Origin of the sequence: Oceanobacillus sp. FSL W8-0428 (genome assembly GCF_038004405.1) — a bacterium.
GTDB lineage: Bacteria > Bacillota > Bacilli > Bacillales > Amphibacillaceae > Oceanobacillus > Oceanobacillus sojae.
This window is the reverse complement of the sequence record NZ_JBBORB010000001.1, coordinates 4,609,075-4,630,626: the sequence shown is the minus strand read 5'-3', so window position 1 is coordinate 4,630,626 and position 21,552 is coordinate 4,609,075. Positions and strand designations below refer to the sequence as shown.

The window sequence follows — 21,552 nt, the reverse complement described above, 5'->3', positions numbered from 1 at the left end:
GTAAAAAGGGAGGCAATAACCGTATGGCAAAAGCAACAAAGCAATTACCAAAGCGTGATGAAATACCTGAAGAATTAACCTGGCGTCTGGAGGATATTTTTGAAACAGACGAAAAGTGGAAAGAAGAATTCCAAAGCTTGAAAAATGATATTTCAAAATTGGCAGCGTATAAAGGAAAATTAAACACCTCCTCGGATACGCTATTAGAAGTATTTAAGCTGCAGGATGAGTTATCAGAGCGTCTAGGTAAGCTGTATGTTTATGGACATTTGCGTACAGACCAGGATACAACAAATTCTTATTATCAGGGCTTAAATGCACAAGCAGAAAATCTGCTGACTGCTGCATCCAGCCAATTTAGTTTTCTTGTACCAGAAATTCTGGAAATACCGGAAGAACAGCTCAAGCAGTTTATAGAAGAAAATAAAGAGCTCCAAAATTATAAAAAGGTATTGGATGATATTAACCGCAGCCGCCCGCATGTGTTGAGTGAGAAGGAAGAGGTACTACTTGCAGAAGCGGACGAACCGATTGGAGCAATATCACAAACATTCAGTATGCTGAATAATGCAGATTTGACCTTCCCGTCTATTACAAATGAAGATGGAGAAGAAGTAGAACTGACACATGGCAGATACTCTACCTTTTTAGAATCATCCGATCGGAATGTGCGTGAGCAGGCCTTCAATGCAATGTATGACACGTACGGCTCATTTAAAAATACATTTGCTTCCACATTGAGTGGAGAAGTAAAATCACATAATTTCAATGCGAAAGTTCGAAATTATGAAAGTGCACGTCAGGCAGCTTTAGATAATAATCATATTCCTGAAGAAGTGTATGATAATTTAATTGAAGCAGTTCATGAAAAATTACCTTTATTACACCGTTATACAAAATTAAGAAAGAAAATTCTTGGTGTAGATGAGCTGCATATGTATGATTTATACACACCGTTGGTCAAAGATGTGAAAATGCCTGTTACTTATGATGAAGCTAAAAAATATGTGCAGGAAGGTCTCAAACCTTTGGGTGAGAACTATGCAGATATTTTAGAAGAAGCTTTTGGTAAACGATGGATTGATGTCGAAGAAAATAAAGGGAAGCGCAGTGGTGCATATTCGTCCGGAACATATGGAACGAATCCATATATTCTTTTGAATTGGCAGGATGATGTGAACAATACATTTACGCTGGCTCATGAGCTTGGGCATTCCGTACACAGCTACTATTCCAGAAAGAATCAGCCGTTCCGCTATGGGAATTATTCTATCTTTGTGGCAGAGGTTGCTTCTACAACAAACGAAGCCTTATTAAACGATTATTTATTAAAGCATCTTGATGATGAAAAAGAAAAGCTGTATATTCTAAATCACTTTTTAGAAGGCTTCCGTGGAACTGTATTTCGTCAGACCATGTTTGCTGAGTTTGAACATGATATTCATGTATTGGCTCAAAATGGTGAAGCCTTAACTGCAGATAGGCTGACAGAAGTTTATTATGATTTAAACAAAAAGTATTATGGTGAAGATGTTGTAAGTGACGAGAAGATTGGCTTGGAATGGGCACGTATTCCGCATTTTTACATGAATTATTATGTATATCAATATGCAACAGGATATTCTGCAGCCACTGCATTATCGAAACAGATCCTAGATGGTGAAGAAGGGGCTGTAGATCGTTATTTAGGTTTCTTGAAATCAGGAAGCAGTGAAGACCCTATTGATGTATTGAAAAAAGCTGGTGTAGATATGACGCATAAACAAGCTATTTTAGATGCTCTGGATGTCTTTGAAGAAAAGCTGACGGAAATGGAAGAACTGCTGGATAAGTAAAAGATTGTCTGTTGTTGAAATAAAAAGTTTTTACGAATAGCTTCGTAAGAAAAACAAAGAAAATCAAACGGCCGGATGAGCTATGAAGGTTGCCTGGCCGTTTGATATATAGTTGATTTCATTTTTAATCTTATCGCCGATATCCTTTTGTGTTTTGATAAGCAATGGAAGAAAGCATACAATAAATAGATGCGAGTAATAAAGGGAGCGTTATATAAATCGGGACCATATTCATAAATCCTAATAAATTGAAGAAAAAGGCAAGAATAACTAATAATACGAATAAGAGAGGAAAATAATTGCGTCGCATAAAAAATCCTCCTTTATTAAAAATGGCTTTTGCTTCTTAGTATTGAATTATATGTCCGAGTTGTTATCTTAGAAGTGAATATTTTGTGAAAAGATGAACATAGTTATTGAAATTTGAAAAGGAACTTGCTAAAATATAATTGTAAGTTGATTACAAACAAATACCCCTTTTGTTTGATCATGAAACTTTCTCCCATCCCCCCTTTGTAATTATACAAAGACGGAAAAAAAAGATACACGCTGCCCCGTGTATCTTTTTTTGCACTATATAAATAAAACCTAATCCTGGCTTCTTCATCCGGATCAGGTTTTATTTATAGTATTAGAAGATAAAAAGTGCATTTAACAGGTCTGTTAAATCTGCCTGTATCACCATTTACACCGTTCCGAGATATCTCCAATACGATTCATTTTTTTCAGGTATCCTTTCAATAATTTGCTGGAACTGCAGTTTTTTCAGTTCTTTTTCTGTCTGGTCAATAGACCAGTCATAGATAACAGACACTTCTCTGGTCCCTACTGTCTGCTGCAGCTTCAGATAGTTAATTAAAGGAGGTTTCACAGATGGGATTGGTGTGCGCTGTAAAATTTCTTTTAAGACAAATTCATATATATCGTATGGATAAAGACCGGAAAGCTTCACACCATCCTCTTCCACTTCCTGGTTAAATAAAACAATGGTAGGTGTATAATCTACTTCCATCTCACATGCGAGCTTCAAGTCACATTGTAATGCACGTTTGGAAGTTTCAGAGAATAGATCCCTATGAAACTCTTCTAAATCTAAGGCTGCACCCGCTGCACATTTTAATAGAATTTCTTCATTACAGATATTCTGTTTATCAAAAAACAAAGTCTCCTGAATTTTTCGGATAAATTGTTTTCCGGCCTTTTTACCTTGTAATTCAGCAGCTTTAATAGCAAGAGCAGGAACCCAGGGATAATCAAGATCCTCGTAGCTGGTTGAAAAAGGAGCTAATCGAGATGGTTTTTTTTGTTTAATTTTATTTAATCCATTTGGATTTAATGCAGTCAATTGTCCACTGATTACATGCTTTATCGTAAAAAAACGTCCGTATTCAACATACAATTTTTTTAGATAAGGCTCCAGTGCCCAGCATTCAGAACATAATGGATCAATAAAAACATACATTTCAATCGGTTTTTGCACATATTTCATGTAGTTAAAAGTAGGGTCTATTTGATTAGAAGATGATAGTTCTTGTTGATTCCCATTCATTTTGAATGCTCCTTTCTAAGATTCAGGGGTGTTCATCATATGATTGGCGGTCAATGTCAAACGCTCAATCATTTCCGTAAAATATGGTTCTTCTACTTTATTTTCTACTAGTGACTGATTCATACAAGCTAACCAGGCATCTCTGGCACTTGGTGTTATTGGAAAAGGAAGGTGCCGTCTTCTTAACATAGGGTGTCCCCGTTCTTCTTCATAGAGCCTGGGGCCGCCAAAAAATTGTGTGAGAAATAATTTCTGTTTATGCTTTGTTTCTGTTAAGTCTTCTGGAAATAGTGGTATCAGAACAGGGTTTTGCTTAACATATCCATAGAATGTTTCCACTATCTCCTCCATCTTTTCATAACCGCCAATTCCATTATATACAGTTTCTTTTTTAAATTGTTTCATAATTAGTGCTCCTTGTAATAGTATTGTAGCAATATGGATTCACTTCATCAAATAATCTGTACCGTAACAGATAGATTAAGTTTTATTAGTTATTACAATAGATACATAATAATTGTTGTTTACTGAGAATAAATACCGGTTTATAAATGATCTCATTTTACAAAGAAATTCTCTGTTTTTGGTGAAAAAAACGTGCTATTTTAGCAGGCGTCTTCCGGACAGGAATATGATAGTTTGCTAATAAGCTGTTAAAAACCTTTTCTCCATAGTGTTTTGAAGCTGCTTCTAATTCCAGTTCAGCATCCTCTGTATCTAAATAAATACTTTTATCTAAAACAATTAATGTATCCTGATAAGGTATTTCTTTTCGGAAGGTAGTCATTCTTCCTGCATAATTTAGGGATGACAAATTGACAGATAGCTGTCTCAACTGTTCTGCTACATTCGGAGCTTCTGTTGGTCTCCCAGAAGTCCATGACAGAAATTCTTTTTCTGACAGTGTGTCATGTGTCTCTAATAATCCGTCTGGATGAGGTTCTTTTAATGTTAAAGTATATGTTTCGTTCTTTTTACGTATTCGTAATGCAGACCGGTTTGCTTTTAAATCAAGGGAATCTGTTTCAAAGTAATAATTTGTCTGCTCTATCATTTCCGCCTGTGAGAATAAATCCTCGGCTAATAGATTATATTCCTGGATAGTTAACAGGTTCTTAAATTCAATTTCTACTTCTTGGCTCATTCATAAATCTCCAGTTCTAAAATTAGATTATCTCTATTATGGCTTGTATTGAGAAGCATTGCAAAAAATAACTATGAGAGTAGGCTTAACAAGCAGTTTAAATGACACGGTTGGAAAAAGAAAACCTCTATACAATAGTCAATGTTGTATAACGGACAGAGAAACGACGGCTATATCTATAGAAAATAGCAGCTTGTATTTTCTGGGAAACAGGTTGTAATATAGACAGTATTTTTTTAATTTCCTCTTTCCTTTGTACTAATGCTACTCTGTGATAAAATAAAGAGGATTATATTAGTTTACATATAGGGTGGTTCGATGGACTGGGGAAAAACTTTAGCGCCTTATAAACAGGCAGTAGAAGAATTAAAGGTAAAGTTAAAAGGGATTCGTTCTGAATACGAAAGAGAATCCAGCAATTCACCAATTGAATTTGTAACAGGAAGGGTAAAGCCGATACCAAGCATTATTGAAAAGGCACGGGAAAGGCAGATTCCTCTTGAGAATTTAGATAAATTACAGGATATAGCAGGGATAAGAGTTGTTTGTCAATTTGTTGATGATATCTATCCTATCGTTGAGATGCTGCGAAAACGCAGTGATTTTCAAATTATTGAAGAAAAAGATTATGTTTTTCATAAAAAAGACAGCGGTTATAGATCTTATCATATGATTATCGAATATCCAGTTGAAACGGTCAGAGGTCAAATTATGGTTTTAGCTGAAATTCAAATACGTACACTTGCGATGAATTTTTGGGCAACCAATGAGCATTCCTTAAATTACAAATATGAGGGGAAATTACCTTCAGAGGTTAAGTTACGTTTGCAAAAAGCTGCCGAAGCTGCTTTTAAATTAGATGAAGAAATGTCTAAAATCAGAAGCGAAATCCATGAAGCCCAACGTGTTTTTCATCGTAAATCATAGATAAAGGATGGGAAGATATAATGAAGTTTAAAATTGTTTCTAGAGGAGACAAGCGATCAAATAAAATAAAAACCATGATGCGGCAATATTTGGAGTCTTTTGGATTGGAATATGATAAAGAAGAGCCCGATTTAGCCATTTCAGTTGGCGGCGACGGGACCTTTTTAGAAGCCTTCCACCGTTACACTCATCGTTTAAAGGAAACAGCTTTTATCGGGGTTCATACCGGACATTTAGGATTTTATACGGATTGGACGCAGGATGAAGTGGAGAAGCTCTTGATTGAGATTGCTAGAACTCCATTTCAAACTGTAGAATATCCATTGATGGAAGTAATCATTCGGGATGATTTAGGTAAAAAGGAAGACAGGCATCTTGCTTTAAATGAAGCAATGATTAAAACAGCAGATGGATCATCTGTTGTTTTAGATGTGGAATTGAAAGGTGAACATTTCGAAACATTTCGCGGCGACGGAATTTGTATATCCACGCCTTCTGGAAGTACAGCTTATAATAAGGCGTTAGGAGGGGCGATTATTCATCCATCCTTAGAAGCAATTCAAATAACGGAAAATGCTTCGATCAATAATCGTGTTTTCCGTACTATCGGTTCACCATTAGTCTTGCCTAAACACCATACATGTTTTTTAAAACCGATGGTAGATAATTCTTTCTTAATTCAAATCGACCATTTTACGAAAAATTATCATGAAGTCAAATCGATTCAATGCCGTGTGGCAAAGGATAAAATACGCTTTGCACGATTCAGACAATTTCCTTTTTGGCATCGCGTGAGAGATTCATTTGTTACTGAGGTGGACTAAGTTGACTGCAAGCATACAAAAAAGCTGGGTGATTGATCAAACGAGCGCCAAGCTTACCATTAAGGAATTTTTACAGGAAAAACAAGGTTTTTCAAGAAGACTGCTGACTGCAATGAAAAAAGAGGGCGGCAAATTTTTAATTAATACAGTGGACAGTTATATAACAGAAAAGCTTAAGCTGAATGATCAATTAACTGTTATATTTCCGGAAGAAGCTATAGGCAGTATTGAGGCAACAGAAATGGACCTTTCAATTGAGTATGAGGATGAAGACCATTTAGTATTAAACAAACCGGCTGGACAGGCATGCCTCCCCTCTATGAATGACCGTCATTATTCGCTGGCAAATGGAATTCAGGCCTATTATCAATCATCTGGGCACCCGGCAACAGTGCATATTGTAACAAGATTAGACAGAGACACGTCTGGTCTTGTTTTAGTTGCAAAAAATCGTTATGTCCACGCCTTGTTGTCAGAGGCACAAAAAAAGAATGAGATTCAACGTATGTATGAAGCGATTATTTCAGGTGAAATAAATCCTCCTGCCGGCACTATAAATGCACCAATCGCCCGGAAGAAAACCTCGATAATAGAACGGGAGGTAAATTGGATAGAAGGGAAGGAAGCAGTTACGGACTATCAGACATTGTCGGTATTAAAAGGAGCTTCTCTATTGCGTATTCAGCTGAAAACCGGGCGAACGCATCAAATTCGTGTTCATTTCAGCTATTCAGGCCATCCGCTGCTTGGTGATACTCTCTATGGTGGAGAGGCAGATGTTATTTCCCGCCAGGCACTGCATTGTGCGGAAATAGAATGGCTGCATCCTTTTCAAAATAAAAGAATGAAATTTAATTGCGGGCTCCCGTTGGATATTGCTGCGTGTAAAGAAAAATTAGCCGTTAATCAGCAGTGAAATCTGTAAAACGATCAGGCTGGAAGGGTTGTTTTGAGGGTACAGAAACAATCCTCTGCTTTGGAAACTGGTAAGCGGTCAGCTTATTTCCAAAGACACAGCCTGTATCTATATTGATTGTCCGATTAATTTGGCGTGCCTCTAAAACTGGCGTATGACCATAAACAATCCAAGGCTCTCCTTTATAATGCTTTGCCCAATCCCGGCGGATGGGGCGGCCCAGATGATCTGTTTTACCGGTAATATCACCATAGAGAACAAATGTCTTTGTGCGGGAATTCATCTGCCCGATTAAATTTTCTTTAATCCCTGCGTGGGCTACAACTAACTTCAGGTTTTCAAAATATAAATACAAAGGAGCATTCTCGTAAAGTGTCATAAACTTTTCCTGAATGTTCTTTTTTTGAGCTTCGTTTAAGCTTTTCCATTCAGCAACCGTCGTTTCTAAACCGTGTTTTTCCTGCACCTGGTTTCCTGAAAAATAACGATAGAGCTTATTGCAGTGATTTCCTGGTACATAATAGGCTATTTCCTGCTCTCTAACTAATTGATAGACAAGCTGGATAACAGCTGTGGAATTTGGTCCGCGATCTGTCAAATCTCCTACAAATACTAGCTTGTTACCTCCAGGATGAGCATAGGAGCTGTTCTCCTGACGATATTCAAGTGTTTCCAGCAATTCCAGAAGCTCGTCCAAACATCCATGCACATCTCCAATAATATCTAATTGCATCCTATATCCTCCTATTGTCGATGAATGTAGCTTTACTTCTATAGTATAACTTTTTTTAGCTAATGCATGTAAAATTGAATACAATTATTTTCCTTCGCTGTAATCAACCTCATATTCAATATAAAACGTATTCTTGCCTTTAAGCGTTTCTTTCCTATTGGTGTTAAACATATTTAATATAGCAGCCTAATCATTAAAATAAATTAGCAGAACAAAATGTTTCCTTAATGCAAAATAATAGCATTTACAAAATATACTTGACAAATAGAAACGAAATACATAAAGTGAGTGATGGGTAATAAAGTTTACCTTAGCCAACAAAAAAGAGAGGGTGAAAGATATAAAAAGGAGGTATTACCCTTTTCTATACTAATAGAAGCAGCGTTCTCGGCAGCTTATAGATCTAATAATAATGATTAATTTTAAGTGAATGATCAGCAAAATAACAACTGATAAAATCACAATGGAAAGTCTTTTTATTATAGATAAGGCTTGCTATTTGTTTCGCTTCTTGTAAAATAGGGTAGGATGTGTAAGTATATAAAAATTAGCGAAAAGAAAGGAGGAACTGCTATGAAAAAGGATCAATATGATGTTCAATATGAAGAACAGTTTCAAGAACACATTGATAAAGTTCAAGAAGCATTAGAAAATGAAAATATGGAGGAGTTTCGGACAGAATTTCTCGAAATCCACCCATATGATCAGGCAGTATTTTTCCAACAGCAGAATGAAGGCAGAAGAGCGCAGATATACACGTATTTATCTCCTGAAGAAATGTCAGAGATATTAATTAACATTGATTTAGATGATGTCATTGAGTTTTTTGAGGAGATGGATCCGAGATATGCTGCGATGATTTTTAGTGAAATGCCTGTCGATGACGCAGTAGATATTCTAAATGAACTAGATAAAGAAAAAGTAGTAAGCTATTTGACCATCATGGATAAAGAATCTGCTGATGATATAAAACAGCTTCTTCATTATGAGGAAAAAACCGCTGGTAGTATCATGACCACGGAGTATGTTGTACTTTTTGAGGATCAGACCGTTGCAGAGACTATGCAGCAATTAAAAAAAGAAGCACCCGATGCAGAGACAATTTATTACTTGTTTGTCCTGGATAATAGCAAACGCCTAGTAGGTGTCTTATCTATCAGAGATTTAATTATTGCAGATAGTGATACTTTGATTAAAGAAGTTATGAGTACCAAAGTGGTTGCTGTATCAGTCGCAAAAGACCAGGAAGATGTTGCACAGATGTTTAGAGATTACGATTTCCTTGCACTTCCGGTAGTTGATTTTCAAGATCATCTTCTTGGTATTATCACAGTCGATGATATTTTAGACGTTATGGAAGAAGAGGCAAGTGAAGACTACTCCAAATTAGCAGCGATGTCCAATACGGATATTAAAGATGACACAGCGATCCGTTCTGCAAGAAAAAGACTTCCCTGGCTGGTTATCCTGCTATTTTTAGGTATGCTGACTGCTACGTTAATTGCCAGTTTTGAACAGACCTTGGAGCAAGTAGCTATTTTAGCGGCCTTTATTCCTTTAATTGGTGGAACGGCAGGTAATTCAGGAACACAAGCACTTGCTGTATCCGTACGTGGTATGGCGACAGGTGAGTTCGAAAATACCGGGAAATGGAAGCTTTTGGGGCGAGAGGCATTAACGGGACTGATTAATGGTATATTCTGCGGAATCATTCTTGCTACTATCATTTTTATCTGGCAGGGCAATATTTATTTAGGTATTCTTTTAGGCTTATCTATTATGGGTTCTCTTCTCGTAGCAACACTTGCAGGTGCTCTTATTCCAATGCTGATGAACCGGTTGAATATTGACCCGGCAGTGGCGTCAGGACCTTTTATTACAACAATCAATGACCTTATTTCCACATTGATTTATTTCGGAATGGCAACTGCATTTATGAGTTATTTAATTTGATAATAAGGATGAAATAGGATTGTCGCTATTTTTTGGCGACAGTCTTTTTTTGGTTAATTAGAGTAATTATCTGGCCAGACACAAATCAATTTCTAGGTTCATACACTATAAAAGATAAGCTAAGAAAGCCAAAAGAGGTGGATGAACGATGACAAATAAAAACAAAGCGCAGGCTCCCTTACTCTATATTAGCCAGCCTCAGCTGAAGGAATTTTCAGCTCCAATGCAAGAAAACTATGTTGGTGATTACAGGCGAAAAAGGCAAACGGAGATGAAATCTGTTCCGCAGGCGAAAAGAAAGCAGTCCAAAGACGGGAAAAATTCGGATGGGGACAGCTCCAAAACAACTGAACAGCAATCAAGTAAGAAGAAGTTTATGGAAATGACAATTATAGAAAAAATAAGCTATTTAACAAACCGCTCTGAATTTGCTCCTCCTATAAAATGTGAAATAATCACAGTTTCCAAGAAGAAGTATCGCGGTGTAATTCGTGAAAACAATTCGGATACACTGGCTTTACAATTAAATAATCGAAAAAACAAAATAGAGATTGCAATAAAAGATATTGAAAACATTCATTTATTAGGATTTTAAAAGACACCATCCGGGAGGGCCTCCCTGGATGGTGTATCTTTTGGCAGTTAAGAAAGTTTATACTTTCTTACTGCATAAGTGTAACTAAGGTTGTCACCTAAAGGCTTGGTGACAACCAAGTTTTCTAATGAAAATTATTTTAATGAAATGCTCTGATTGCCGGCAGGCAGGTAACATGGCAAAAGCAATCTAAATCTACTGTGATACAAATACCTGTTGCTTCCAGGTCTTCTGTATTTTGATCAGTAGGGTCCTTCATATGATCAAATCCACAGCTTTCTCCATCACTGAGTAGTAACTCAAGAATAGCGCAATTGTCTTTATCTACTTTCTTTACTCTGAAAATAAAACTAGATAAAATTGGATTCATTTTGTTGTGATGATTTTTTGTTGTGCCGAACCCTTTAAATGGTTTGCAATCTTTGCAGTATAAAATAACAGGCACCGTGTCTAAATCATTAGTTACCTCATTTGTGCATAAAAGGTCATTAATTGATTGTTCACAGCTCGTATCACAGCAGTTTTCTACAATATCGTTTTGAGCATCAACAATGTCTTTTAAAATATCTGCAACACAACTTCCAGTATCATAATTTTTTCCACAACCCATGAGAAAATGCTCCTTTCACAATTTGAATTTTCTTTCCTTATAGGATATGTGTCTTCCCAGTGTTGGTGTGGGCGAGTGTAGCTATGAGGAAGGGCTATTTCAATAAAAATAAAATTCTGACTATACAACATAAAATAATCTGTATATAATAATGTATAAATAAAACGGTTTCATTTTTCTTGCACGGGGTATATATAAATGAATATATAAGGGAGGTGCAGAGGATGGGATATATTCTTCCGATACAGAACTCACAATATATTGATTATCAGCAAAGGCTGCAGCCGACACAGAGAAAAGACCATCATATAGAAGGTTCCTTTAAAGTTCAGTTAGAGCGGAGACATCAGGAGCTTAGTGCAACATATGACCGTTATTACCGCAATAGATCGGAACCTCAAAAACCGTTAGACCTGCCACTAGACTCATCCTTAATCACAGGTAAAGGAAGATATGTAAACAAATATATATAAGCATTCCTCTTATTATAAGAGGAATGCTTCTTTTATTTATACGTTAAGAAAATATTTTCGACGGGGCAGACATTCACAGCGTCTTCTATGAGTTTTAAGATTAAACTCAATCAAAATCGCTATATTTTTGATGCTCCCGGTTAAAGAAAGGGACAATATATAAGGGATTTCCTTTTGTGTATTCTGCATAGAAAATTTCTGAAATATCTTTATAACCCTGTTCGCGAATAGATTCCTCCAACCATGAAACTGGAAGGTTTTTCTCTTCCATGTTATCTTTTATAATTTCCCCATCATTAATAAGAGTAATTGGTAAAGCTACATCTTGAGGAGATAATTTCAAATCCTTGCGTGTAGGCGTTTGATAATCTGTTTTTTTGAGAACGGATACGGTTCCGTTTGCTTCTAACACGGCAAATTCAACCTCACTGATGGAAAATACGTCTTTTTCTCTCAAAAGATGCTGCAGCTGATTAATATCCAGCTTGGTTTTTTTCATCATATCCCTGACAAGCTTTCCACGATAAATTACTATTGTTGGACTTCCTTCAAGTAAATGTCGTGTCCGCTTATACTTTTGTGAAATAATTTCCACAATATACATAAGAATACCATAAAGAGCTACAACAAAGGCTATTTCTCCAATTCCTGCATTTGGATCAAATAAAGCATTCCCAACTAATTCCCCCAATAGTAATGCAGAAATAAAATCAAATGGGGTAATTTGAGAAATTTGAGTCTTTCCTAAGATTTTTGTGATTAAAAACAAAGCAAAAAATCCAAAGATAACCTCTACAAACATACTCATGTAACTAGACATATGATACGCTCCTTTATCTTTTACACAGTATTTTATATTATGTACAGAAGCAGATAAAAAATGTACCTAAAAAGAAAAGGAATGTAAGCTGAATGAAAGATGTTTGCTCTTATCAAATAATCATCCTGTAAAAGAAGCTTTGATCGGGCACTGAATTTCTGAAGATAGAAATCTATACTGAGAGGTACAAGTAAAGTATAGATATATTGGATTTCTGCAATAGTAATAAAAAAACGAAAGTGGGGGGGTACTTCGTACCGGGTAAGAAAACATGTTGTCAGCAATCCGGCAGATAAGAAAAGCTCATATTCGCTTTTGATGATTTAGCAAATATGAGCTTTCTAATGATTTTAAATAAATGGTGCAATAACTCCCAAAACAATAAAACTCCAGAATGCGATTACAATTGCTGGCATATCAATATGTGTATCAACATGTGTGTTAAAAAGGCGCTGCACATATTCCCCTGTAATAACAGCGAATAAACCGAATAATGCTGCTAACCATGGACTTGCTAATGCAATTGCTGCATGGCCGGCCACCATAGATACGTGGTGGGATACAGGAAATTTTAATCCGAAGTATAAGAAAATAAGAGAGGCTGCACTAATAGTGAAACCAATATTATCAATATCTAACGCAATTGCTGCATAACCTACAAGGCCGGCAAATGCAAATCCCCAAATAGCGTTGAAGAGTAACATTTTTCCCGAAAAAGGAAAGCGTTTTTCATCTGTAGGGAAAATACCTGTTAAACCGGAATGACCAAATAAGAAACGGGTAATAATAGCGAATGTAACCACTGTTAAAGCAATTGTATCAATTGGAATACCTAAAATAGGTCCATATAGATATTCAACGAAATAGCCTAAAATACCAAATATACCGCCGACGATAAGTACCATTGGGTCTGTTGTTTTGAATAACGGAACAGTTGTATCTGCGCCATCAACATGCCTGTCATCTTCGGCAAAAATTTTGTCTTTATCTTCATGGTCGCCAAGAATTGTTCTTGCATTAACTGGATTGTCAATAAAGGTAGCGCTTTCTAAATGTTTCTTACTAATCCTTCCTGCATAAGCCGCTGCCGCAACAGCTCCGACGAAGGCTACATGCGGGCCGAAAAATGGACCAAAAGCAACATAATCTAAAATTAATGTACTGCCTGCTGCTACAGCTGCAGCAACTCCGGCCATTCCTAAAAATCCTGTAAAGATAAAGGCTGTTGTACCACCAATGAGTGCACCGAATACGCCGCCGCCAAAAGCAGCTAAAATTGCAACTAAGGACATTTTAATTCCTCCCTAAAATTCGAATTTTATCACATCAGCATTCCGCCGGTAGCATCAATTGTTGCTCCAGTAATATAGCTGGCTTTTTTGGAAACAAAAAAGACGGCTATATCAGCAACCTCATCAGGTTGTGCAGCTCTGCCCAACGGAACACGGTTTAAATAAGAAGGGGCGTCAGTTTCTAATTTTTCCCGAATCAAATCTGTTTCTACAATACCAGGTGCCAGATTGTTAACACGTATATTATCCTTTGCATGTTCGCGTGCCATAGATTTTGTGAAGGCAACCATTCCGGCTTTGCTGGCTGCATAATGTGAGTGACCGGTAGTTGAACCATGGAAAGCTGCCTGAGATGTTATATTTAGAATATTTCCCGGCAGTTCTTTTTCTAAACAATGATTTAAAAACGCCTGGGATGTCAGGAATACAGAAGTGAGGTTTACGTCTAAGGTTCTTTTCCAATCTTCTAGTTTAATGGATTTCACGTAGCCTGTAGGCCAGATTGCTGCATTATTTACGAGAATATCTACTGTCTCAAATGCTTCGATACTTTGGGAAATAATAGACACAGCGTCATCCATATTTGCCAGGTCGGCTTGAATTGCAAGTCCCTTTTGTCCGGCAGCTTCCACAGCTTTTATCACTTCATCAGCTTTTGCCTGATTACTTTGATAGGTAATAACAACATTTGCACCTTCATTAGCGAGAGATAAAGCAATTTCTTTTCCGATACCTCTGGATCCCCCAGTGATAAGTGCTGTTTTATTTTTAATTCCTAAATCCATTTACTTATTCCTCCTCATTTCAGCAATTTACTATAAAATATCTATTATGATTGAATAGCTGCTGTACACTTCATTTATTTCCATTAATTAGGCTAGAATCGACATGCTACTGTAAATTCTCTCTGACAGTCATATAAATATAGGCAAAGACGAGGTAATCCATATGAAGTAATTTTTGATAATAATCTCTAATCTGCTTTAAGTATAATGAAAATAAAACTTCTCGTTAGTTCCGATACTTATTTTGGTAATCAAATCACTCCCTTGTTATTTCGTATAAGAAACTTATTCATTAATTTTTGAACAAAAGTGCAAATAAAAAGTCATTTGTTCATTTTTGGTTAGTATAAATGAATGGGAATTTTATGTCAACGCTTTCATTTATGTGTTTTAATATTATAATAATCCTGATTTATTAAGGAAACGCCTGTACTATAGTGCTGAAAATAAGGCATAGGAAATAATTATATTTATGAATGATAATTTCTTAATTTAAGTGTATTTATCAGTTTGATAGTTGTAGTATTCTACTAATTTCATTAAACTACAAAATTATAATGCTGATACAAATATTGTTAGCTTGTTTTCTTTTCCATTAGGCTGTATAATATGTATTGTACCTACATACGATTCCGTAGCTCAGCTGGGAGAGCGCTTGCTTGACAGGCAAGAGGTCGTTGGTTCGAGCCCAATCGGAGTCATTTACTTAAAGCGGTTCATAGGGAATAATTTCTCTCTAATTGCGTGAAGACACATTATTTATGGATGTGTCTTTTTTCGTTTTTGAAGGTTTTTTTGGAGAGATCGGGAATCAATAGAGTATTTAATTTTATTTTTAAGGAGTGGATGCTGATGCAGGAAATAAGATCAAAAATAGATGCATATATCAACGAATATTTGGAATCGTGGGACTTCTACGGGGTTATTCAAGTTATAAAAAATGATGACATTCTTTTTGAAAACGCATACGGTTATGCGAATATAGAGTTTGGAATCAAAAATAATATAAGTTCATGCTTTTCAATCGCCTCCATGACCAAGCAATTTACTGCCTTTGCGATTATGCTCCTGCATGATAAGGGTGTATTGGATATTGATAAGCCGGCATCTTTATTTCTTCCTGGTGATATGAAGATTGACAAATCAATAACTATACATCATTTATTATCACACACATCAGGTTTAAGCAATTTCTATAATTTTGAAAATGATTTTTTCTCTGGATACAATAGAATGGACTATTCCAAAAACGACTTCTTTCAACGGTATATAAATAAAGAACCTGTTTTTCCACCAGATGTGAAATATGATTATAATAATGTAAATTATAATTTGCTTGCATGGATTATTGAAAATGTAACGGGAGAGAGGTATGAGGACTATATCCGGAACAGCATATTTCTACCTTTGAATATGATGAATAGTGATATTGATGACGGATGTAAAATTATTAAAAACAGATCCGGTAATTATGTGAAAGATTTTGATGTGATTATCAAAAGTCCATATTATAACGAAAAATTTAGTATCGGTGCTGGAGCAATTATTTCTAACTGTGATGATTTATATAAATGGTACATCTGCTTACGTGATAGAAAAATACTATCACAGAAAGCGTATAATCGATTTTTCAATGAGAATAAAAATAATTACTGCTATGGGTTGGAATATCATCATGTTTATGAAATGGGAAGATACTCCCATGGGGGAGACCATCTTGGAATAAGTACTTATATGCAGAATTATTTTGATGGAAATATTTGTATTATCATACTTTCAAATAATGAAGCTATCAATCAATATAGATTGGGCAACGCAATTGCAGATATTCTCCATCATGTTGAGGTAGATATTCCAGCAAAGTTTGAAGAAATCCCTCTTAGTGAGAACGAACTTAAAAAGTATTGCGGTACCTATTTAAAAAATAAGATCAAAGTAGAACTTATTAATGGCAAATTATACTTTGTAAAATTCTCAGGTAATCTTTATATTGAAATCTATCCGGTAGGTGAAGGAAGGTTTGTCCGGCGATACTTTGATCAGATTGAACCTTATCGTATTTCTGAGGATGAACATGGCGAAATGACGTTTTTTGGATATGTCAGGGATAATCTCGTAAAATGATGAAACTTTAATATAGAAGCAATTGTGTTTTCCTGATTCTCAATAAAAACATAAGAAGGAAGGGAGTACAATACTCTTGGAATTGTATTTGTATCATGTCGTTACTGAAAAGTCTATGCAGCCAGGGCAAGTAATCATTTTTGACGAAAATCACTATAATGGAATTTATAATCGGGTCATGACTTGTAAAAAAATATTAGACGGTGATCATCCCGTGGATGAACTTTCAAAATTTATAAATTCAAATTTAGATTATTGGACAGCCAGAACATATAGAGAATTAGCTTTAGAAAAAGTCAGAAAGGAAAAATATACAAACTATCCATCGAGAATGTCTTGTTTATACACCTCAAAAACTTTATCAGATGCAGAAATGTGGGCCGCTTCATTTATAAATAGTAACAGAAAGGTTTATCAAATCGTAAAATTACGAACAGACGGCAGAACATTTAATGGCGATGCTTATAATATTTTTGATGGTACTGGCGATGAGGAAGTAAATAACAAAAACGCAGATTACTATTGGGCTAATGAACCTAATAGATTTGGAAAAGAACCGTTAGTTGAAACCTTAATCGACGGTCGCATAGAAGTTGTCGAAATTATAAAGGACTTTTCTTAACTGAATGAAGTTCTATAATGAATCTATAATTTGGAAATGACACTATGAAGCTTTTAAGGGGATAAGGAAACTTACCAAATTAAATGTATCTTTTTTCTTTTTTAACAGTACTCAATTTATATTATTTCAAAGGAGGGTTCCAATGAACATAAGAAACTCAGCAAAAGCAATTATTATTCAGGATAAACAACTGTTAGCCATAAAAAAACTAGATAAAGATGGATATTATTTTATTTTACCTGGCGGTGGTCAAGAACATGGAGAAACACTGCATCAAGCATTAAAAAGAGAATGTATAGAAGAAATTAATGCAGATGTCGAAATAGGTAATCTCCTGTTTATAAGAGAATATATCGGGAAAAATCATGAGCATTTTGAGTTTGATTCTGAATTGCATCAGATAGAGTATATGTTTTCATGTGAAATTAAAAGCAGTAATAAAGAGATAGGAAATGGTGTTGTACCTGATGATGGGCAAATAAGTGTTGAACGGCTGACGATATCAGATTTAATGAATTATCGTTTATACCCTCAGGCAATAAGAGATAAGATTATTGCTTATATTTCAAGGAAAGAATTCCCAGTGTATCTTGGCGACATCAATTAATTTAGAATAATGTCAGAAATACTCCAAATAACAGCGGGTTATGATGACTTTAAACATCATTTCGAAACCCGAACTAAATACTGGCTTATTTATCAGCGTTCATTCTATAATAAAATAAATAATTTATTTTTAATTGAATTTCTGAATACTTTTACTTTTTGGTTGGTAGGTGGATTATTTGCGAAAAGTTTTTTCTTATTTAGGTCCATATAAATTTCCTTCGATTATTGCATTTTCACTTATGCTAATCGAGCTGGCAGTAGAGTTATTGCTCCCTCTTTTCTTAGGGTTAATGATTAATCAGGGGGTTGTGAATCAGGATATCCAGAATATTGTGTTCTGGGGATCAATTATGATTGGTTTGGCTTTATTATCATTCCTTGCAGGAGTTCTGAATTCTTTTCTATCATCTCATGTCAGTTTTTCCTATGCTTATGATTTACGAAAAGAATTATTTGCAAAGATTCAAAGCTTTTCCTATGCAAAATTGAATAAATATCCTACATCCTCTCTGGTTACAAGGTTTACAAATGATATCCGGCAGATTCAAAATACCGTTTTCATGGTTCTTCGTATTATGGCAAAGGCACCCTTGACTGTAATTGGCGGTGTTATTATGGCTTTTATGGTAAATGCCCGGCTGGCGTTAATTTTTCTAATTACTGTACCGCTTCTTGTTCTATTCCTTTTGTGGGTATTAAAAATCTCAAGTAAATTATTTAAGCAGGTCCAGAGTCAAGTGGACAGTGTCAATCGAGTGATGCAGGAAAACCTTGCCGGCATGAGACTTATCAAAGCCTTTACACGTCGTTACACAGAAGAAAACCGGTTTGATAATGCTAACCGTACGCTTGCTTTAACGACAAGGAAAACCTTTCGAATCGTTGAATCAACTGGACCAATTTTACTTTTTGTGATGAATTTAAGCTTAATTTTTATTGTTTGGTTTGGAAGTATTCAAACGATTAATGGTCAGGCAAATATAGGAGAAGTCGTTACGATGATTAATTATGCACTACGGGTAGCAATGTCTATTTCTATGTTTTCTTTCATTATTATGGCTCTTTCTAGGACAAAAGCATCTGTTGAGCGAATTAATGAGGTACTGATAGAGGATGATGGAGAAGGGGAGAAACAGAAGCAGACGGATTATTCTGTATCTAAAGGCTGTATTGTTTATGAAGATGTTTCTTTCCGCTATCCAGATGAATTAGCTGAAACACTGTCCGATATATCTTTTTCCGTAAATTCTGGTGAACGCCTTGCGATTATAGGAGCAACCGGTTCCGGGAAGACTTCTTTATTCCAGTTAATGCCCCGGCTTTATGAAGTTTCAAGAGGGAGGATATATATAGATGACATACCTTTAGATGGCTATTCATTTAAAGCTTTACGAAATAGTATCGGCTATGTTCCCCAGTCACCGCTTTTATTTACCGGGTCCATTTTTGATAACATCGCTTTTGGAAAAAAGGATGCAACGATGGAAGAAGTGATTCAAGCTGCTAAGGATGCACAAATCCATGACACCATTCAAAATTTGGAACATCAATATGAAACAAGAGTCGGTCAAAAAGGAGTTAATCTTTCAGGTGGACAAAAACAACGTATATCCATTGCAAGAGCACTTATCCGTAAACCGGAGATTTTAATGCTTGATGACAGCACGAGTGCTCTTGATTTAGCTACAGAAGCACGATTCCTGAAGGCATTAAATAATTATCAGTGTACTGTACTCCTAATTACACAAAAAATAGCCACTGCTAAAAAAACAGATCGCATTCTCCTGCTCGATCAGGGAAAGATTCTGGACATAGGCTCACATGAAGATTTGCTGAGCCGTTCTAATTTGTATCGGGCTATCGCGGAATCACAGCAGGAAAAGGAGGTTCTCCATGCGAAATAACTCTTTAAAAGCGGCCTTTCAATATAAACGGATTGATTTATCGAATGTGAACAAATTTGATTCTAAAAAAGCAGAAAATATGGGAGCAACCTTAAAGCAGATTTGGAATTATTTAAAGATGGAGAAGGGAAAATTATTTCTTGTCATTTTGATGGTTTTTATCAGTTCGATATTTGCTCTTTTGGGACCATTTCTCGTAGGGATGTCAATTGATAATTTTATTGCGGTCCAGCAGCTTAATGGACTGGGGCTTTTACTTGTGGGGCTGGTTATTGTATATATTATCCATTCTTTGTCACTGTTTCTCCAAAACTATTGGATGGTCGATATTTCACAGCAAACGGTATATACATTGCGGAAAAACCTGTTTGAACAATTTCACCGGCTGCCTATCTCCTATTTTGACAAGAGGCAGCACGGAGAATTAATGAGTCGGTTAACAAATGATATAGATAATATTAATAACACATTGAACCAGTCTGTCATTCAAATTTTTGCCAGTATCCTTACCTTACTAGGGACAGTCAGTATTATGCTTTATTTGAGTCCTGTTTTAACACTAGTGACGATGTCTATTATTCCTGTCATGTTTTTTTCAATGCGCTGGATTACTAGAAGAACCGGGCCATTATATAAACTGCAGCAGCGTGACTTAGGTGATGTAAACGGCTATGTGGAAGAAATCGTTTCCGGTCAGCACGTTGTCAAAACATATTCACAGGAAGATTACGTAACCAGCCAGTTTGAGCAAAGGAATAAATCCTTGCAGAACACAGGTTTTTGGGCATTAACAATCTCCGGGTTTATTCCTAAAATCATGAATACGTTGAATTTTTTAAGCTTTGCAATGATTGCCTTTGTAGGCGGGGTACTTGTTATCACCTCAGATGGATCACTGGTGACTGTAGGGACAATTGTTATCTTTACAGAATACGCACGACAATTTACTAGACCTTTAAACGAACTATCCAACCAATTTAATTTATTATTATCCGCTATCGCCGGTGCAGAAAGAGTCTTTCAGGTAATGGATGAAACTGGAGAAGAAATCGATGAGAAAGATGCTGTAGAGATTCCAGATACAAAAGGTCATCTTGTTTTTAATCAAGTAAGCTTTGGCTATGAATCAGCTAAAATTCTGAATGATATCAGCTTTGAGGCAAGACCGGGAGAAATGATTGCGTTTGTAGGGCATACCGGAGCCGGAAAAACAACTATTATTAACCTTATTTCCCGCTTTTATAATTATAATAGCGGCCAGATCACATTGGATGGTATTGATATCAAAAAAATAAAACGCTCCAGCCTTCGTAAACATATGGCCTTTGTGTTACAGGATACTTTCTTATTTCACGGAACCATCCGTGAAAACATTCGTTACGGAAGACTGGAAGCAACTGACGAGGAAATAGAGCAGGCAGCTAAAGATGCCAATGCCCATGACTTTATTCTATCTTTACAGGATAAATATGATACGATACTGGATCAGGATGGAAGCGGTATAAGCCAAGGTCAAAAACAGCTATTGACCATTGCACGCGCATTATTAGCAGAACCTAAAATTTTAATACTTGATGAAGCAACCAGTAATATTGATACCGTAACAGAATTAAAAATTCAGGAAGCATTAAAACGTCTGATGAAGGGGCGAACTAGTTTTGTTATCGCCCATAGGCTTAATACTATTCGGGAAGCAGATGAAATTATTATGCTCGAAAATGGGGAAATCATGGAGCAGGGAAATCATCAGGAATTAATGAACCTGCAGGGAAAGTATTATCAGCTTTATCAATAAAAATGCTTCAAGTGACAGGCCGATCATACAATGATAGACTAT

At 35.9% G+C, this 21,552-nt stretch carries 21 protein-coding genes and 1 tRNA gene; 13 read left to right on the top strand and 9 right to left on the bottom strand.

The genetic code is table 11. The annotated features are described in order from the left end of the window. Positions 1-23: 23 nt before the first annotated feature. Complete coding sequence (pepF, locus tag MKY30_RS22325) at positions 24-1,835, top strand: oligoendopeptidase F (RefSeq protein WP_341085424.1); 1,812 nt, start codon at positions 24-26, stop codon at positions 1,833-1,835. 130 nt (positions 1,836-1,965) lie between these two features. Here pepF and MKY30_RS22320 read toward each other — a convergent pair whose 3' ends face one another. From MKY30_RS22320 to MKY30_RS22305, 4 genes are all read right to left on the bottom strand, one after another. After that, entirely contained in the window at positions 1,966-2,145 is a 180-nt protein-coding gene (locus MKY30_RS22320; protein ID WP_077600936.1) for a hypothetical protein, read from the bottom strand. Positions 2,146-2,520: 375 nt separating this feature from the next. After that, positions 2,521-3,384 carry a DsbA family protein gene (locus MKY30_RS22315; protein ID WP_156985972.1) on the bottom strand — a complete coding sequence of 288 codons (864 nt, stop codon included), beginning with the start codon at positions 3,382-3,384 and terminating at the stop codon, positions 2,521-2,523. 15 nt (positions 3,385-3,399) lie between these two features. Next, a complete protein-coding gene (locus tag MKY30_RS22310; RefSeq protein ID WP_341085423.1) occupies positions 3,400-3,789 on the bottom strand; it encodes a globin domain-containing protein in 390 nt (129 codons plus the stop codon). A 157-nt stretch (positions 3,790-3,946) separates the two neighbouring features. Then, complete coding sequence (locus tag MKY30_RS22305) at positions 3,947-4,528, bottom strand: CYTH domain-containing protein (protein WP_339282473.1); 582 nt, start codon at positions 4,526-4,528, stop codon at positions 3,947-3,949. Positions 4,529-4,846: 318 nt separating this feature from the next. On the opposite strand from MKY30_RS22305, the gene MKY30_RS22300 reads away from it, so the two are divergent. Genes MKY30_RS22300 through MKY30_RS22290 form a run of 3 tightly spaced genes read left to right on the top strand, consistent with a single transcriptional unit; the run spans position 4,847 to position 7,195 of the window. Then, entirely contained in the window at positions 4,847-5,455 is a 609-nt protein-coding gene (locus MKY30_RS22300) for a GTP pyrophosphokinase (RefSeq protein ID WP_147210987.1), read from the top strand. 20 nt (positions 5,456-5,475) lie between these two features. Next, positions 5,476-6,279 carry an NAD kinase gene (locus tag MKY30_RS22295; RefSeq protein WP_147210988.1) on the top strand — a complete coding sequence of 268 codons (804 nt, stop codon included), beginning with the start codon at positions 5,476-5,478 and terminating at the stop codon, positions 6,277-6,279. A 1-nt stretch (position 6,280) separates the two neighbouring features. Further along, entirely contained in the window at positions 6,281-7,195 is a 915-nt protein-coding gene (locus MKY30_RS22290) for an RluA family pseudouridine synthase (protein WP_339282472.1), read from the top strand. On the opposite strand, the gene prpE is transcribed toward MKY30_RS22290, so the two are convergent. Beyond that, complete coding sequence (gene prpE, locus MKY30_RS22285; protein ID WP_147210989.1) at positions 7,182-7,928, bottom strand: bis(5'-nucleosyl)-tetraphosphatase PrpE; 747 nt, start codon at positions 7,926-7,928, stop codon at positions 7,182-7,184. The genes MKY30_RS22290 and prpE overlap by 14 nt on opposite strands. Before the next feature lie 573 nt (positions 7,929-8,501). On the opposite strand from prpE, the gene mgtE reads away from it, so the two are divergent. Together mgtE and MKY30_RS22275 are read left to right on the top strand one after the other, a co-directional pair. Continuing rightward, positions 8,502-9,881 carry a magnesium transporter gene (gene mgtE, locus MKY30_RS22280; protein ID WP_147210990.1) on the top strand — a complete coding sequence of 460 codons (1,380 nt, stop codon included), beginning with the start codon at positions 8,502-8,504 and terminating at the stop codon, positions 9,879-9,881. 148 nt (positions 9,882-10,029) lie between these two features. After that, on the top strand, positions 10,030-10,476 hold the full coding sequence (locus MKY30_RS22275) for a CotO family spore coat protein (protein WP_147210991.1): 447 nt from the start codon (positions 10,030-10,032) through the stop codon (positions 10,474-10,476). Positions 10,477-10,615: 139 nt separating this feature from the next. On the opposite strand, the gene MKY30_RS22270 is transcribed toward MKY30_RS22275, so the two are convergent. Next, positions 10,616-11,086: a CotY/CotZ family spore coat protein gene (locus MKY30_RS22270; protein WP_147210992.1), complete on the bottom strand. Its 471-nt coding sequence runs from the start codon at positions 11,084-11,086 to the stop codon at positions 10,616-10,618. A gap of 224 nt (positions 11,087-11,310) precedes the next feature. On the opposite strand from MKY30_RS22270, the gene MKY30_RS22265 reads away from it, so the two are divergent. Then, complete coding sequence (locus MKY30_RS22265; protein WP_147210993.1) at positions 11,311-11,559, top strand: hypothetical protein; 249 nt, start codon at positions 11,311-11,313, stop codon at positions 11,557-11,559. A 106-nt stretch (positions 11,560-11,665) separates the two neighbouring features. Here the strand turns inward: MKY30_RS22265 and MKY30_RS22260 are convergent, their stop codons facing one another. The 3 genes from MKY30_RS22260 to MKY30_RS22250 all read right to left on the bottom strand — a co-directional run bounded on the left by MKY30_RS22260 (position 11,666) and on the right by MKY30_RS22250 (position 14,456). Beyond that, entirely contained in the window at positions 11,666-12,379 is a 714-nt protein-coding gene (locus tag MKY30_RS22260) for a YetF domain-containing protein (protein WP_147210994.1), read from the bottom strand. A 350-nt stretch (positions 12,380-12,729) separates the two neighbouring features. Continuing rightward, the gene (locus MKY30_RS22255) at positions 12,730-13,671 is read right to left on the bottom strand and encodes a hypothetical protein (protein ID WP_147210995.1); all 942 of its coding nucleotides are present in this window, start codon (positions 13,669-13,671) and stop codon (positions 12,730-12,732) included. Between the two features lie 29 nt (positions 13,672-13,700). Further along, a complete protein-coding gene (locus MKY30_RS22250; RefSeq protein ID WP_147210996.1) occupies positions 13,701-14,456 on the bottom strand; it encodes an SDR family NAD(P)-dependent oxidoreductase in 756 nt (251 codons plus the stop codon). 628 nt (positions 14,457-15,084) lie between these two features. On the opposite strand from MKY30_RS22250, the gene MKY30_RS22245 reads away from it, so the two are divergent. The 6 genes from MKY30_RS22245 to MKY30_RS22220 all read left to right on the top strand — a co-directional run bounded on the left by MKY30_RS22245 (position 15,085) and on the right by MKY30_RS22220 (position 21,510). Then, a tRNA-Val gene (locus MKY30_RS22245) sits at positions 15,085-15,157 on the top strand. A gap of 151 nt (positions 15,158-15,308) precedes the next feature. Then, positions 15,309-16,580, top strand: a complete 1,272-nt coding sequence (locus MKY30_RS22240) for a serine hydrolase domain-containing protein (protein WP_341085417.1) — start codon at positions 15,309-15,311, stop codon at positions 16,578-16,580. Between the two features lie 76 nt (positions 16,581-16,656). Next, complete coding sequence (locus MKY30_RS22235) at positions 16,657-17,202, top strand: DUF2441 domain-containing protein (protein ID WP_341085415.1); 546 nt, start codon at positions 16,657-16,659, stop codon at positions 17,200-17,202. Positions 17,203-17,344: 142 nt separating this feature from the next. Continuing rightward, a complete protein-coding gene (locus MKY30_RS22230; protein WP_156985981.1) occupies positions 17,345-17,809 on the top strand; it encodes an NUDIX domain-containing protein in 465 nt (154 codons plus the stop codon). 178 nt (positions 17,810-17,987) lie between these two features. Continuing rightward, complete coding sequence (locus MKY30_RS22225; protein WP_341085414.1) at positions 17,988-19,715, top strand: ABC transporter ATP-binding protein; 1,728 nt, start codon at positions 17,988-17,990, stop codon at positions 19,713-19,715. Further along, entirely contained in the window at positions 19,705-21,510 is a 1,806-nt protein-coding gene (locus MKY30_RS22220; protein WP_341085413.1) for an ABC transporter ATP-binding protein, read from the top strand. The genes MKY30_RS22225 and MKY30_RS22220 overlap by 11 nt, the downstream gene beginning before the upstream one ends. Positions 21,511-21,552: the final 42 nt, after the last annotated feature.

Excerpts from the sequence above, each read along its gene's own strand:
- MKY30_RS22255 (WP_147210995.1), bottom strand. The coding sequence starts at position 13,671 with ATGTCCTTAGTTGCAATTTTAGCTGCTTTTGGCGGCGGCGTATTCGGT.
- MKY30_RS22275 (WP_147210991.1), top strand. The coding sequence starts at position 10,030 with ATGACAAATAAAAACAAAGCGCAGGCTCCCTTACTCTATATTAGCCAG.
- MKY30_RS22265 (WP_147210993.1), top strand. The coding sequence starts at position 11,311 with ATGGGATATATTCTTCCGATACAGAACTCACAATATATTGATTATCAG.
- MKY30_RS22270 (WP_147210992.1), bottom strand. The coding sequence starts at position 11,086 with ATGGGTTGTGGAAAAAATTATGATACTGGAAGTTGTGTTGCAGATATT.
- pepF (WP_341085424.1), top strand. The coding sequence starts at position 24 with ATGGCAAAAGCAACAAAGCAATTACCAAAGCGTGATGAAATACCTGAA.
- MKY30_RS22300 (WP_147210987.1), top strand. The coding sequence starts at position 4,847 with ATGGACTGGGGAAAAACTTTAGCGCCTTATAAACAGGCAGTAGAAGAA.
- MKY30_RS22310 (WP_341085423.1), bottom strand. The coding sequence starts at position 3,789 with ATGAAACAATTTAAAAAAGAAACTGTATATAATGGAATTGGCGGTTAT.
- MKY30_RS22240 (WP_341085417.1), top strand. The coding sequence starts at position 15,309 with ATGCAGGAAATAAGATCAAAAATAGATGCATATATCAACGAATATTTG.
- MKY30_RS22250 (WP_147210996.1), bottom strand. The coding sequence starts at position 14,456 with ATGGATTTAGGAATTAAAAATAAAACAGCACTTATCACTGGGGGATCC.
- MKY30_RS22260 (WP_147210994.1), bottom strand. The coding sequence starts at position 12,379 with ATGTCTAGTTACATGAGTATGTTTGTAGAGGTTATCTTTGGATTTTTT.
- MKY30_RS22230 (WP_156985981.1), top strand. The coding sequence starts at position 17,345 with ATGAACATAAGAAACTCAGCAAAAGCAATTATTATTCAGGATAAACAA.
- mgtE (WP_147210990.1), top strand. The coding sequence starts at position 8,502 with ATGAAAAAGGATCAATATGATGTTCAATATGAAGAACAGTTTCAAGAA.
- MKY30_RS22320 (WP_077600936.1), bottom strand. The coding sequence starts at position 2,145 with ATGCGACGCAATTATTTTCCTCTCTTATTCGTATTATTAGTTATTCTT.
- prpE (WP_147210989.1), bottom strand. The coding sequence starts at position 7,928 with ATGCAATTAGATATTATTGGAGATGTGCATGGATGTTTGGACGAGCTT.
- MKY30_RS22220 (WP_341085413.1), top strand. The coding sequence starts at position 19,705 with ATGCGAAATAACTCTTTAAAAGCGGCCTTTCAATATAAACGGATTGAT.
- MKY30_RS22305 (WP_339282473.1), bottom strand. The coding sequence starts at position 4,528 with ATGAGCCAAGAAGTAGAAATTGAATTTAAGAACCTGTTAACTATCCAG.
- MKY30_RS22295 (WP_147210988.1), top strand. The coding sequence starts at position 5,476 with ATGAAGTTTAAAATTGTTTCTAGAGGAGACAAGCGATCAAATAAAATA.
- MKY30_RS22315 (WP_156985972.1), bottom strand. The coding sequence starts at position 3,384 with ATGAATGGGAATCAACAAGAACTATCATCTTCTAATCAAATAGACCCT.